Annotated in this window: 12 protein-coding genes; 8 read left to right on the top strand and 4 right to left on the bottom strand. The window is 76.5% G+C overall.

All coding sequences use genetic code 11. The features are described from left to right. Positions 1-80 precede the first annotated feature (80 nt). From LO771_RS26395 to LO771_RS26370, 6 genes are all read left to right on the top strand, one after another. A complete protein-coding gene (locus tag LO771_RS26395) occupies positions 81-812 on the top strand; it encodes an ABC transporter ATP-binding protein (RefSeq protein ID WP_230747221.1) in 732 nt (243 codons plus the stop codon). Between the two features lie 104 nt (positions 813-916). After that, positions 917-1,618 carry an ABC transporter ATP-binding protein gene (locus LO771_RS26390; RefSeq protein ID WP_230747219.1) on the top strand — a complete coding sequence of 234 codons (702 nt, stop codon included), beginning with the start codon at positions 917-919 and terminating at the stop codon, positions 1,616-1,618. After that, on the top strand, positions 1,618-2,520 hold the full coding sequence (locus tag LO771_RS26385; protein ID WP_230747145.1) for a branched-chain amino acid ABC transporter permease: 903 nt from the start codon (positions 1,618-1,620) through the stop codon (positions 2,518-2,520). The genes LO771_RS26390 and LO771_RS26385 overlap by 1 nt, the downstream gene beginning before the upstream one ends. Before the next feature lie 14 nt (positions 2,521-2,534). Next, entirely contained in the window at positions 2,535-3,728 is a 1,194-nt protein-coding gene (locus LO771_RS26380) for a branched-chain amino acid ABC transporter permease (protein WP_230747217.1), read from the top strand. After that, positions 3,725-4,627: an alpha/beta fold hydrolase gene (locus LO771_RS26375; RefSeq protein ID WP_230747143.1), complete on the top strand. Its 903-nt coding sequence runs from the start codon at positions 3,725-3,727 to the stop codon at positions 4,625-4,627. The genes LO771_RS26380 and LO771_RS26375 overlap by 4 nt, the downstream gene beginning before the upstream one ends. A gap of 159 nt (positions 4,628-4,786) precedes the next feature. After that, positions 4,787-5,527, top strand: coding sequence for a PIG-L deacetylase family protein (locus LO771_RS26370; protein WP_230747142.1), 741 nt, complete (start codon positions 4,787-4,789; stop codon positions 5,525-5,527). 55 nt (positions 5,528-5,582) lie between these two features. Here LO771_RS26370 and LO771_RS26365 read toward each other — a convergent pair whose 3' ends face one another. The 3 genes from LO771_RS26365 to LO771_RS26355 all read right to left on the bottom strand — a co-directional run bounded on the left by LO771_RS26365 (position 5,583) and on the right by LO771_RS26355 (position 8,995). Next, positions 5,583-6,329 carry a cyclopropane-fatty-acyl-phospholipid synthase family protein gene (locus LO771_RS26365; protein WP_230747141.1) on the bottom strand — a complete coding sequence of 249 codons (747 nt, stop codon included), beginning with the start codon at positions 6,327-6,329 and terminating at the stop codon, positions 5,583-5,585. A gap of 120 nt (positions 6,330-6,449) precedes the next feature. After that, positions 6,450-7,838 (bottom strand): hypothetical protein, encoded by a 1,389-nt coding sequence (locus tag LO771_RS26360; RefSeq protein WP_230747140.1) that lies wholly within the window; start codon positions 7,836-7,838, stop codon positions 6,450-6,452. A gap of 572 nt (positions 7,839-8,410) precedes the next feature. After that, entirely contained in the window at positions 8,411-8,995 is a 585-nt protein-coding gene (locus tag LO771_RS26355) for a DedA family protein (protein ID WP_230747139.1), read from the bottom strand. Between the two features lie 465 nt (positions 8,996-9,460). Between LO771_RS26355 and LO771_RS26350 the strand changes: the two genes are divergently transcribed. Continuing rightward, on the top strand, positions 9,461-10,909 hold the full coding sequence (locus tag LO771_RS26350) for a PLP-dependent aminotransferase family protein (protein ID WP_230747138.1): 1,449 nt from the start codon (positions 9,461-9,463) through the stop codon (positions 10,907-10,909). Between the two features lie 139 nt (positions 10,910-11,048). Further along, positions 11,049-11,675 (top strand): MarC family protein, encoded by a 627-nt coding sequence (locus LO771_RS26345; RefSeq protein WP_230747136.1) that lies wholly within the window; start codon positions 11,049-11,051, stop codon positions 11,673-11,675. A 21-nt stretch (positions 11,676-11,696) separates the two neighbouring features. On the opposite strand, the gene LO771_RS26340 is transcribed toward LO771_RS26345, so the two are convergent. Continuing rightward, positions 11,697-12,974, bottom strand: coding sequence for a cytochrome P450 (locus tag LO771_RS26340; protein ID WP_230747135.1), 1,278 nt, complete (start codon positions 12,972-12,974; stop codon positions 11,697-11,699). Positions 12,975-13,356 lie beyond the last annotated feature (382 nt).

Here is a 13,356-nt window from a genome sequence, read left to right as displayed (position 1 = left end):
TGGCCGACCCCGCAGCCGCCGCGGTCGCCGCGGCGGCCCCCGCCGGAGCCACCGCCGGAGCCCCTGCCGCGGCCCCCGTCCTGCGGCTGCGCGGGCTCGGCTGGGCCGTCGGCGGAGCCACCATCGTCGAGGACGTCTCCCTGGAGGTCGCCGAGGGCGAGTTCGTCGCCTTCATCGGCCCCAACGGCGCCGGCAAGACCTCCCTGTTCAACCTGGTCTCCGGGATCACCGCCGCCACCGCCGGCTCGGTCGAGCTCGACGGCGTCGACGTCACCGCCGAGCCCGTCCACGCCCGCGCCCGCCGCGGTCTCGGCCGCACCTTCCAGACCTCCTCCCTGTGGCCGGGCATGACCGTCGCGGACCACGTCCGCCTCGCCGCCCAGGCGGCGGGCGGCGGCTCCCACCGCATCTGGCGGCGCGCCGGCCGGTACGACCGGCAGGTCGCCGAGACCCTGGGGCGCACCGGCCTCGCCCACCGGTCCGGCACCCTCGCCGGTGCCCTCTCCCACGGCGAGAAGCGCAAGCTGGAGCTCGCCGTGCTCCTGGTCGGCGAACCTCGGCTGATCCTCCTCGACGAGCCCATGGCCGGCGTCTCCGCCGAGGAGGTCCCCGCCCTCACCGACCTCATCCGCTCCGTCCACCGCGACCAGGGCCGGACCGTCCTCATGGTGGAGCACCACATGGACGTCCTGCTCGGCCTCGCCGACCGGCTGGCCGTCATGCACCACGGCACCCTGCTCGCCCTCGACACGCCCGCCGCGGTGACGGCCGACGCCACCGTCCAGCAGGCCTACCTCGGGGAGGCACTGTGACACCCCCCGCGACACCCTCCCCGGCGCCGTCCGGGGGCCCCTCCGCACAGCCGCCGTCCCCCTCCGGGGAGGCGGCCGCGGAGCCCCTCCTCTCCGTCCGCGACCTGCGCGTCGTCATCGGCGGCCGGCACGTCCTGCACGGCGTCGACCTCGACGTCGCCCCCGCCGGCGTCACCGCCCTGCTCGGCCGCAACGGCGCCGGCAAGACCACCACCGTCCGGGCCGTCCTCGGCCTGGTGCCGCGCACCGGCAGCGTCCGCCTCGGCGGCGAGGAGACCGTGCACCTGCCCACCCACGCCGTGGTCCGCCGCGGCGTCGGCTACGCCCCCGAGGACCGCGGGGTCTTCGCCGCCCTCACCGTCGCCGAGAACCTCCGCCTCGCCGAACGCGACCCCGACCCCGACTACGCGCTCGTGCACGGCCTCTTCCCCGAACTGAGGCAGCGCGCCCGGCAGCCCGCCGGCACCCTCTCCGGCGGCCAGCAGCAGATGGTCGCCATCGGCCGGACCCTCCTCAACCGCAACCGCCTGGTCATCGCCGACGAGCCCACCAAGGGCCTCGCCCCCAGGGTCGTCACCGAGGTCGCCCAGGTGCTGGAGCGCGCCGCCGAGGCCGTGCCCGTCCTGCTGGTCGAGCAGAACCTCGCGGTCGTGCGCCGCCTGGCGGGCGGCTGCACCGTGCTCGCCGACGGCCGCACCGCCCACCGCGGCGCCACCGCCGACCTGCTGGAGGACGCCGAGGCCGCCCGCCGCCTCCTCGGCGTCGGCCGCCACCCCGCAGCAGCCCCCCAGGAGGCCCGCCCCTGATGGACACCGTCGTCCTGCTCACCCTCACCGGCCTCGGCCTGGGTGCGCTCTACTTCCTCGTCGCCTCCGGACTGTCGCTGATCTTCGGCCTGATGGACGTGCTCAACTTCGCCCACGGCGCGCTGCTCTCCGTCGGCGCCTACGCCACCTGGTGGGCCGCCGACGGCCACCTCCCCGGCGCGGGCCCCGACGGCGCGGGCTTCCTCCTCTCCGTCCTCTTCGGCACCGCCGTGGGCACCGCGGCCGCCGTCCTGCTGGAACTCGCGCTCATCCGCCCCCTCTACACCCGCCCCCGTGAGCAGGTCCTCGCCACCGTCGGCGTCGGACTCGCCGTCCCCGCCCTGCTCATGGCCGTCTGGGGCGCCGACGCCCGCCCCTTCCCCAAGCCCGCCGCGCTCTCCGACACCGTCCGCCTGCTCGGCGCCGCCGTCCCCGCCGACCGCTTCGTCCTCGTCGCCGCCGCGGCCGCCGTCCTCGTCGTCCTCCGGCTCTTCCTCGGCCGCACCCGGCACGGCCTCGTCGTCCGCGCCGGCGTCGAGGACCGGGCCATGGTCACCGCCCTGGGCATCGACGTCCGCAAGGCCTTCACCCTCGTCTTCGCCATCGGCGGCGCCGCGGCCGCCCTCGCCGGCGCCCTGGGCGGCCTCTACTTCGGCTCCGTCAGCCCCGGGCAGGGCACCTCGCTGCTCATCTTCGCGTTCGTCGTCGTCGTCATGGGCGGCATGGGCTCCGTCACCGGGGCCGCCGCCGCCTCCGTCGCCGTCGGCCTCGTCCAGCAGTTCGCCAACTACTACACCGCCGCCGGGCTGGGCGACCTCTCCGTCGTCGTGCTCCTCGCCGTCCTGCTGCTGGTCCGCCCGCGCGGCCTGGCCGCCGCAGGAGCCGCCGGGAGGCCCGCATGACCACCGGGACCATCATGCAGGCACCCACCGACAACCCCGCCGACGACGCCTCCGCAGCCGGTTCCGCCGGACCCTCCCCCCTGCGCCGCGCCGCCCGCTGGTGGCCCGCCGCCGTCCTGCTCCTCCTGTTCACCGCGCCCTTCAGCACCCTGCCGCTGCCCGGGCTGCTCGACGGCCCCCCCGGCAGCCCCGGAAGCCTCCAGCTCCTCGCCCTGTGCATGGTCTTCGGCGCCCTCGCCACCGGATACGACCTGCTCCTCGGCCGCACCGGACTGCTCTCCTTCGGCCACGCCCTCTGGTTCGCCGCCGGCCTGTACGCCACCGACATCGCCATGCTGGAGCTCCACCTCGGGCTGCTCCCCGCCGCTCTGCTCGGCACGGCCTTCGCGGTGCTGCTCGCCCTCCTGCTGGGCTCGGTGAGCCTGCGCGTCACCGGCATCGGCTTCTCCATGGTGACCCTCGCCTTCGCCCAGGCCGGGTCGATCCTCGTGCAGCGCGACCCCGGCGGGCTCACCGGCGGCGAGGAGGGCCGGTCCGTCCCCGCCGACCGGCTGCCCGGCGCCCTCGTCGGCATCGGGAACACCGCGAACCTGTACTGGATCGCCCTCGGCTACCTGGTGCTGACCCTCGTCGTCGTCCACCGCGCCGTCCACTCGCCCGCCGGCCGCGTCTGGGAGGGCATCCGGGAGAACGAGCGCCGGGTGGAGGTGCTGGGCCTGCGGCCCCACGGGTTCAAACTGGCGGCCTTCGTCCTCGCCGCGGCCCTGGCCGCCGTCGGAGGCGTGGTCTACCTTCTGGTCTCGGGAGGGGCCACCCCCCAGGCGGCCACCTCCGACTTCACCCTGTCCCTGCTCGTCATGGTCGTCCTCGGGGGCTCGGGCACCCGCTGGGGCCCGCTCCTCGGCGGCGTCCTCTACACCTGGGCGGACCACCGGCTCGGCGACCTCGCGAACTCCGACGCCGTCCGGGGCCTGCCCGCCGTCCTGCGCGTCCCGCTCTCCCAGCCGCTCTTCCTCCTCGGCGCCCTCTTCGTCGCCGTCGTCTACCTGCTGCCCGGCGGCGCCGTGCGCCTGCCGGCCCGCATCCGCGAGGCCAGGGCCGCCCGCTCGGGCCGGTCCGCCCGGCCGGAGCGTTCCGGCCGGTCCGCCGACCGGACAGACCAGCCCGACCAGACCGCCGACCGAACCGCCGGAGGCACCACCGCATGACCGCCACCCGTCCCGAGGAACTGCGCGTCCCCGTCCCCGGCGGCGAGCTCGCCGTGCTCCGCTGGCCCGCCGCCGACCCGGCCGCCCCCACCGTCCTCGCCCTGCACGGCATCACCGCCAACGGCCTCTCCTGGGGCGAGGTCGCCGAGCAGCTCGCCGGCCGGGCCGCCCTCGTCGCCCCCGACCTGCGCGGCCGCGCGGGCAGCCGCGACGCCGCCGGCCCCTACGGCCTCGCCCGCCACGCCGACGACGCCGCCGCCGTCCTCGACCACCTCGGCCTGGACGGCGCGGTCGTCGCCGGACACTCCATGGGCGCCTGGGTCGCCGCGCTCCTCGCCGTCCGCCACCCCGGCCGGGCCGGCCGGCTGGTCCTCGTCGACGGCGCCGTCAGCTTCCCCCTCCCGCCCGGCACCGCCGAGGAGGACGCCCTCGCCGCCGTCCTCGGCCCCGCCATGGCCCGTCTGTCCATGGCCTTCCCCTCCCGCGACGCCTACCGGGAGTTCTGGCGGCGGCACCCCGCCCTCCACGACGACCTGTGGACCGCCCGGCTCGACGCCTACCTCCAGCGCGACCTCACCGGCACCGAGCCCGAACTGCGCTCCTCCTGCGTGGAGGAGGCCGTGCGCACCGACGGCGCGCAGGTCCTCCTCGACCGCGAGGCGGCCGCGGCCGTCCACGCGCTGCCCTGCCCGGCCGTCCTGCTCCGGGCCGAGCGCGGCCTGCTGGACCAGCCCCAGGGCATGTACGACGCCGACCGGCTCGCCGCCGCCGGCCTCGACCCCGCCCGCGTCACCGTCCTCGCCGCGCCCGGCACCAACCACTACTCCGTCCTCCTCGGCGCGGCGGGCGCCCGCACCGTCGCCGGCCTGCTCCTGGAGGCGCCCGCACCGGCCGCGTGACCCGGCGGGCGCGGGCCCGCGATGGCATGATCGGGGGACCCGGCCCGCCCTGACACCCGCTCCCCGGCCACCAGCCGTCCGTCACCAGCCGTCCGTCACCAGTCCGCCGTCACCAGCCGGCTGCCACCAGTCGGCCGTCACCGCCTGCGGAGGAAGCCCGTGGCCGCCGACCTCGCCCCTCTGCCCGACGACTGGGGGCGCGCCCTCGCCGTCGTCGCCCACCCCGACGACCTGGAGTACGGAGCCGCGGCCGCCGTCGCCGAGTGGACGGCGCAGGGCCGCGAGGTCGCCTACCTCCTCGCCACCCGCGGCGAGGCGGGCATCGACACGCTCGAGCCGGGGGAGTGCGCCCGCGTCCGCGAGGCGGAGCAGCGGGCGAGCGCCGCCGCGGTCGGCGTCACCGCGGTGGAGTTCCTGGACCACCGCGACGGCGTGGTGGAGTACGGCGTGCCGCTGCGCCGGGACATCGCCCTCGCGATCCGCCGCCACCGGCCCGAGCTGGTGGTCACCCTCAACCACACCGACACCTGGGGCGGCACGGCCTGGAACTCGCCCGACCACTGCGCCGTCGGCCGCGCCGTGCTGGACGCCGCCGGCGACGCGGGCAACCGCTGGATCTTCCCGCCCGCCCCGGGCGGCGGCGACCCCGAGCCGTGGGACGGGGTCCGCCGGGTCGCGGTGGCCGGCGCCGACCCGACCCACGCCGTGGCCGTGTCGCAGGAGTCGGTGGAGCGGGCGGTGGCGTCGCTCGCCGAGCACCGCGCCTACATCACCGCCCTGACCGGGCCGGACGGCGACCCGGCCGCCTACGCGAGGGAGTTCGTCGCGGGGGTGCTGGCCCGCTCCGCCGAGCGGTTCGGCGGCCGGTCCTCCGTCGCCTTCCGCGTCTTCGAGCGCTGACGGAGCGCCGGACGGTGCGGTGCCGGCCGGTGCGGTGCGGTGCGGTGCCGGACGGTCAGGTGTCGGCCCGGCGCAGCACCAGGGTGACGAACCCGAGGACGCCCCGGTAGCCGCGCAGCCACGCCGTGCGGTGCTCCTCCGCGGCCTTCAGCGCGTCGGCGGCGTCCGGGTCGTCCGGGTGGTCGAGCGCCCACCGGGCCAGCGAGCCGGTCCAGGACCACTCGTAGTCGCCCCACTCCTCCGGGGTGCTCGTGTGCGCGTACACCGGCGTCCAGCCGTCGGCCGCGACCAGGTCGACCGTGCCCGGCAGGTCGTCCCACACGCAGGGGCCGTCCAGTTCGGCGCGCACCGCCGCGTCGGGCTCCTGCTCCCAGAACGCCTCGCCCACCAGCACACGGCCGCCCGGGGCGAGGTGCTCCCGGGCGGCCGCGAGGGTCTGCCGCAGACCGCCGTAGGCGTGCGTGGCGCCGACGCTGAGGACCACGTCGAAGCTCCGGGCCGAGGTGAACTCCGCCGCCGGCATGTGGTGCAGCGCCAGCCGGTCGGCGACCCCGCGCCGCGCGGCCTCGTCCCGCACCCGGTCCAGCGCCGCCCCGTCGGTGTCCACCCCCTCGGCCAGCGTCCGCGGGTGCCGCTCCAGGACGCGCAGCAGCCACTCGGCCTGCCCGCAGCCCAGGTCCAGGGCGCGTTCGTCGCCCCGGACCACGGAGCGGTCGAGCAGCCGGGCCACCGAGGCGTCGGCCAGCGGGGCGGCTATCGGATGGTGGGCGTGGGCGAGGGCGCTCATTCTGCGACGGTCCATCCGGGCACCCTGGCACCGCGGGACCCGTTCCGCACCCGGTTTTCGCCGGCGGGCGGCGGGCGGCGGGCTACGGACGGCGGGCGGCGCGCCCCCGGCCCGGCCCGCCGGCGGCCCGCCCCGTCAGCCGCCCGCCGGCGCCGACGCGGAGCGCGACGCGGAGGGCTGCAGGGACCGCGACGGGGACGCCGACCCCGGTGCGGCGGGCGGGCCGGACGGGGAGGGGGAGCCCGACGCCGAGGAGGGCGAGGCGACGCCGAGGAAGGACTCCCAGCCCCCGGCCGGCTTCTGGCCCGGGTTCAGGGTGCGCAGCTTCCGCAGCACCGACGGGTCCTGGGCCTCCAGCCACTGCACCAGCTGCCGGAAGGAGACCATGCGCACCTCCGGGTGCCCGGCGATCTCGGTGAGCGCCTCCTCGACGGCGTCCATGTAGATGCCGCCGTTCCACTGCTCGAAGTGGTTCCCGATGAAGAAGGGCGCGCGGTTGCTGTCGTAGGCGCGGCGGAAGCCGGCGAGGTAGGCGTCGCGGGCCTGGGCGCGCCAGGCGGCCCGGCGGGCGGGGTCGCCCTTGGGGTTCCCGCCGGACTGGTTGGCCATGATGTTGTAGTCCATCGACAGGACCTGGTACGAGTGCCCGGGGAACGGGATGGACTGCAGCGGGAAGTCCCAGATCCGGCCGCCCTGCACCTTGCCCGGCCACATCTGCATGCCCCCGGGGGAGCTGGCGTCGTAGGTCCAGCCCAGCCTGGCGGCGGTCGGCAGCAGGTTGCGCTGGCCCTCCAGGCAGGGCGTGCGGCCGCCGGTGAGCTCCTTCTCGTAGTCGAAGGGCAGCGGTTCCAGGTCGGTGAAGCCGGTGTTGGTGCGCCACTCGGTCACGAACGCCTTGGCCTGCCGGATCTCGCTGTCCCAGTCGGCGGGCGACCAGCGGCCGACGCCGTCCGGGCCGCAGAAGTGCCCGTTGAAGTGGGTGCCGATCTCGTGGCCCTCCAGCCAGGCGAGCCGCACCTGCTGCAGGGTGGCGCGGATGTGCTCGTCGGAGAGGTAGCCGATGGCGGACGCGCCGACGGGGTGGCGCGGCGGGTGGTAGAGGTGCTTCTTCGACTCGGGCAGGGTGTAGATGCCGCTGAGGAAGAACGTCATCGCGGCGTGGTGCCGCCTGGCGAGTCCGCGGAACCGCTCGAAGAGCCTGTTGTCGAGCTCGCCCGCCCCGTCCCAGGAGAAGACCACGAACTGCGGGGGGCGCTGCCCCGGGGCCAGGCGCTCCGGCTTCGGCTGCCCCGGCTGGGGGCCGGTGTCCGCGGTCGAGCCGTCCCCGATGGGCCTGGCCGGCTGCCGGCTGCCCAGGGTTCCGCCCCGCACGCCCCCGCCCGCGCTGCTGCTCCCGCCGGTGGGCCTGAGGCCCGTGTCGCTGCTCCCGCCCCGGCCGCCATCGCTCGAGCACGCGGCGACCGCCCCCAGTGCGGCTGTGGAGGCCGCAGCCGTCAGGACGGTCCTGCGCGAGATGGTGCCCATGCTCTCCCCTGGTCTGTCGTGCCCCACCGATCCGGGCAATTGTGCATGAACCGCCACTTGCGTCCCGCTGGCGGCCGCGCCCTCCCGACTCCGGTCCCGCCCCGCACCGCGGTCCCACCGGGGGCGGCGCAGTCCGAAAACTCGACAATCGGGAAGCCACACTACAAAGATCCATCGATCACACGGACGAACGCCCTCCTCGGGCGGCTCCCCCGCCGGGACCTTGTTGCCGTTTCGGGACACTCGCCTGCCTCTTCGCGCACGGCCCGGAACGCCGGCCCCGGACGGCCGCGACGGCCCGCCGCGAAGGTGCGGTCCGTCCGGCGGGCGGTGCGCGCCCGCCCCGGAGGGCTCCGCCGCCTCCACGGGCCCCGCCCGGGGGCCGCCCTGCCGTCGGACGCGCACCGCCGCCCACGGGCCGCCCGGGTGCGGCGCCGACCCCGGCGGCGGTGCGGCCGGAGGTCCGGTGGAGGCGGTGGGGACCGGCCCGGCGGTCACGGCCGACGGGGCCCGCGCCGCCGGTGCGGGCCGGGACGGGGCCCGCCGCGCCGGCGGCCGGGCCCCGCTCCCCGTCAGACGGTGGCGGCCGCCCGCCGCTGCCGCCTGACCAGGCGTGCGATCGACGCGCTGACGGCGGTGGCGGCCGCACAGGAGACGGCGAAGCCCAGCCACGCGGTGTTGAACCAGTGGCTGTTCAGCCAGCCCAGCGTGACGATGTACGCCGCCCACACCAGGGCCGCCACCGCGGACCACCGCACGAACCGGTGCGGGTTGTCGCTGCGGCCCATGGCGAGGTCGAGGACCGTCCGCCCGGCGGGCACGAACCGGGCGACGATCACCGTGCGGCCGGCCCGGGTCTCCAGGGCCTGCTGCACCCTGCTGGTGGCGCCGGCCCACTGCGGCCGCCGGTCGAGGCGGGCCTGCACCCAGGGCGCGCTGCGCCGGGCGAGCCGGAGCAGCATGAGGTCGCCGGCGAAGGAGGCGGCCGCCACACCGAGGGCCAGGAGGACGGGTGCGCCGTCCAGGTCCGCCGTCTTCAGGGCCGCCGCGATCACCAGCGTGCCGCTCGGGATGAAGGGGAGGAAGGCGTCGCCGAGCACGGCGGCGAAGGCGAGGATGAAGATCCACGACGAGCCGACGAGTGCCGCGGTGTCCATGAGCTGCTGTCCCTGCTTTCCCGAGGATCCGCTGTCCGGTTGGCCCGCTCCCGGATGGGTGCGGGGTGACCAGGGCCGTCGCCGCCCGGCACTGGGACCTTGTGCCGGGAACGTGCGGTCCTGCGGGTTCCGGGAGCCGGCGCGGCGGGTGCGGGCACACCCTCCGGGGCATCACTCCTGCTCGGCGGAGCCGTTCACATCGGAACAACAACCTAGCGTGTCGATATTCCATGCCCTCAAGCACCCCGGTGTGACGCGCTCGACATCCGCACCGTCCCGGTCGGGGCGGCGCAATTCTACGGTCGATGAATTCGTCGGGGCAAGACCGTTCCCGCACGTCGCCCGCCGCACGTCGCCCGCCCCCCGGCCGCGGGCGGCGGGAGGCCCCCGCGGCGGCCCGCCGCCCGCGGCCGGGCCGGCCGGACTCCCGGCGCGCCGCCGGGGATAGCGCTATCATGATCTTTCATGAGCAGCGGTAGCAGTGTGGCCCAGATCTCCGAGACCCTCCGGTCGGAGATCAACCGCTACTCTCCCGGCCAGAAACTCCCCTCCAACCGCGCCCTCGTCGACCGCTTCCACGTCAGCCCCGTCACCGTCTCCCGCGCCCTGGCCGCCCTCGCGGCCGAGGGCCTGCTGGTCACCCGGCCCGGTGCCGGCACCTACCGCGCCGACCGCCCCGCCGTCCCCGCACCCCCCGGCGACACCTCCTGGCAGCAGGTCGCCCTCGCCGTCGAAGGGCCCGAGGGACCCGACGCGGCCCCCCGCGCCGTCGATGCCACCGGCGTCCTCGCCTCCTTCGCCGCACCGCCCCCCGGCGTCATCCCCTTCAACGGCGGCTACCTCCACCCCTCCCTCCAGCCCCGCGACGCCATGGCTGCCGCCCTCGCCCGCGCCGGCCGCCGCCCCGGCGCCTGGGACCGCCCGCCGATCGAGGGGATCGCCGAACTGCGCGCCTGGTTCGCCCGCGAGACCGGCGGCCCGGCCGGCGCCGTCAGCGCCGCCCACGTCCTCGTGACCGCCGGCGGCCAGAGCGCGCTCACCACGGCCCTCCACGCCCTCGCCGCCCCCGGCTCCGCCGTCCTCGTCGAGTCCCCCACCTACCCCGGCACCCTCGCGGTCGCCCGTGCCGCCGGAGTCCGGCCCGTCCCCGTGCCGGTCGACGCCGACGGGGTCCGCACCGACCTCCTGGCCGAGGCGTTCGCCGCCACCGGGGCGCGCGTCTTCTTCTGCCAGCCGCTCTTCCAGAACCCCACCGGCGCCGTCCTCACCGCCGAACGCCGCCGCGAGGTCCTCGCCGTCGCCCGCGCCGCGGGCGCCTTCGTCGTCGAGGACGACTTCTCCCGCCGCCTCGGCCACACCTCCGGCCCCCCGCTGCCGCCCCCGCTGGCCGCCGACGACCCCGACGGCACCGTCGTCCACATGGCCTCGCTCACCAAGGTCACCTCCCCGTCGCTGCGCGTCGGCGCCCTCGTCGCCCGCGGCCCCGCGCTCCAGCGGCTGCGCGCCATCCAGGTGGTCGACACCTTCTTCGTGCCGCGCCCCCTCCAGGAGGCCGCCCTCGAACTCGTCGGCTCACCCGCCTGGACGCGCCACCTGCGCGCCGTCGCCGCAGGCCTCCAGCAGCGCCGCGACGCCATGGCCGCCGCCCTGCGCACCCACCTCCCGCAGGCCGTCCCGTACACGCTCCCGCACGGCGGCTACCACCTGTGGCTGCGCCTGCCCGACGGCACCGACGAGGCCGGACTCACCTCGGCGGCGCTCCGCGCCGGGGTCGCAGTCTCCCCGGGCCGCCCCTACTTCGCCGCCGAGGCACCCGGGCCGCACCTCAGGCTCAGCTTCGCCGAGACCGCCGGTGTCGAGGAGGTCGACGAAGGGGTCCGCAGGCTCGCCGCGGCCTTCGCCGAGGAGGGCTGACCCCCCACCGGCCCGACCCCCGTGCCGGGCCGGAGCGGCGTGCACCCGCGCGGCCGGGGGCGGCGTCCCCAGGGGGGACCGGTGCGGCCGGCGCCGTGTCACGGGCGGCGCCGACGCCGCCCGTGGCGATGATGCCCCCATGAACCAGCTGAGTCTCGGTGGGGCCTTCATCACCTTCCTCGCCGTCGTCGGGCCGCCCAAGGTGCTCCTCTCCTTCGCCTCGCTGGCCCAGACCCGGACCACACGCCAGCTCCGCACCCTCGCCCTGGTCTCCTCCGCCGGAGCCGCCCTGGTCGGCCTGCTCGCCGACGTCACCGCCCCCGCCCTCTTCGGGATCTTCCACATCAGCACCGAGGCGCTGGAGATCGCCGGCGGCGCGATCTTCTTCGTCTACGCCGTGGGCCTGGTCCTCGGCCTCCACTTCGGCGTCCAGGAGGAGGAGGGCGGCCCCGGCCTCTCCGACGGCATCCGGGAACTGCTCCTCCCGTACATCGTCAGCCCGCTGGCCATGACCGCCCTCCTCCTGGAGTCCACGGCCCGGAACGACTGGACCTGGCGGGCCGTCGTCGGCGGGGCCTACGTGGCCGTCGTCGCCATCGACCTGCTCTGCGTCCTGCTCCTCAACCGGGTCCTCCAGGCCACCCACCACACCACCGTCGAGCTCCTCGCCCGCCTGCTGGGCCTCCTCCTCGCCGCGGTCGGCGTCGACCTCGTCCTCGACGGCCTGGAGGGCCTCGCCGTCCCGCTGGGCCCCCGCGAGTACTGAGCGTGGGCCGTCGGCCGACCGCTACCCGCCGTGAACGGACGGCCGGCACGTGTCCCCGGCGGCGGTCCCGGTCCCGGTGGCGGTCCCGGCCACGGAGACCGGCAGCGTCGCGTACCCGCGCAGCGTCAGCCGGCCGCGGCGGGTCCGCACCCCCGCCGCCTCCAGCCGGGGGAACCGTCCCAGCAGCCGGCCGAACGCCGTCCCGCCCTCCAGCCGGGCGAGCGCCGCCCCGAGACAGAAGTGCGGGCCGCCCCCGAAGCTCAGCGGCTGGTTCCCCGGGCGTTCCGGGTCGAACTCCTCCGGCCGTGCGAAGCGCACCGGGTCGCGGTTGGCCGCACCGAGCAGCAGCAGCACCTCGCCGCCCGGCGGCACCGCCACCCCCTCCACCACCGCACCCTCCGGCGCCCACCGCGCCGTCAGCTGCACGGGGGAGTCGTAGCGCAGGAACTCCTCGACGTAGGCGGGGGCCGCCGACGGGTCCGCCCGCAGCGCCGCCAGGTGCGCCGGACGGTCCAGCAGCAGCGCCAGGCCGTTGCCCAGCAGGTTGGTGGTCGTCTCGAACCCCGCCGCCAGCAGCAGCACCAGGTTGTCCAGCAGCTCCTGGTCGCCCAGGCGCCCGTCGTCCTCGTCGCGCACCTGCACCAGCGCGCTCACCAGGTCGTCCCGCGGCTCCGCCCGGCGCTGCGCCGCCAGGTCCGCGAAGTACTCCAGCAGGGTCAGCGCCGCCGCGTCCGCGGCCTCCAGCTGCTCCTTCGAGTACACCGGCTCCAGCTGGGCGGCCAGGTCCGCCACCAGCGGACGGAACCAGAGCCGGTCCTGCTCGGGCACGCCGAGCAGCTCGCAGATCACCGCCACCGGCAGCGCGTAGGCGAACTCCGCCATGAAGTCCACCGGCGCTCCGTCGGCCCCGAGCCGGGCCAACCGGTCCAGCAGTCCGTCGGCGAGGCGCTCCACGGCAGGTGCCAGCGCGGCCACCCGCCGCGGTGTGAACGCCCTGCTCACCAGGCGGCGCACCCGCGCGTGCCCCGGGTCGCCGGAGAAGAGCATGGACTGGGAGAAGAGGCGGACCGACGGGTTGCCGGCCCACTCCGCCCACCGATCCTGCACCCACTCCGGCCCCTCCTCCCGCAGGGCCGGGTTCCGCAGGGCCCGGTTCAGCGCGTCGTACCCGACCACGACGGTGTACCCGCCTCCCAGGTCGACCACCGGTCCGTGCGCGTGCAGTGCGGCGTAGTACGGGAACGGGTCCTCCCGCCCCTCGGGCGAGAGCAGGGCTTCCACGGCTGCGACGGCGTCCATGGGACAAGCATGCCGCCCTGTTGACAGCCTGTCAGTAGGTCGGGACGACCGCGTGGAGCGCCGTTTTGCCTCGGACGCGGCCAGGCCGTACAGTTGACTGGTCGCTCGGCAGGGAGCACCGGACACGCGTCTGCGCGGACGGTCCCGGAGCGGCCATCTCCCCGATCCACCCCCTCCACGTGCGCGAGTGCGGCGACGGCGCGTGCCGTCCGCTCCGGACTCGCGTCGGTATCCGTATTCGCGTGCGAATGCGGCACGTGCGGCGGGTGCGGAAAAGGGAAATGCGGCGGGTTTGGACCTCCGGTCCGGATTCGCTAGAGTCTGATCTCGCCGACGGGGCCCGAAAAGGCCAGGTCGGCAGGCTTTCCGGAGTCGGAGGGCG

It is taken from the genome of Streptacidiphilus sp. ASG 303 (assembly GCF_020991365.1).
Classification (GTDB): domain Bacteria; phylum Actinomycetota; class Actinomycetes; order Streptomycetales; family Streptomycetaceae; genus Peterkaempfera.
This window is presented reverse-complemented; position numbering and strand designations above follow the sequence as displayed.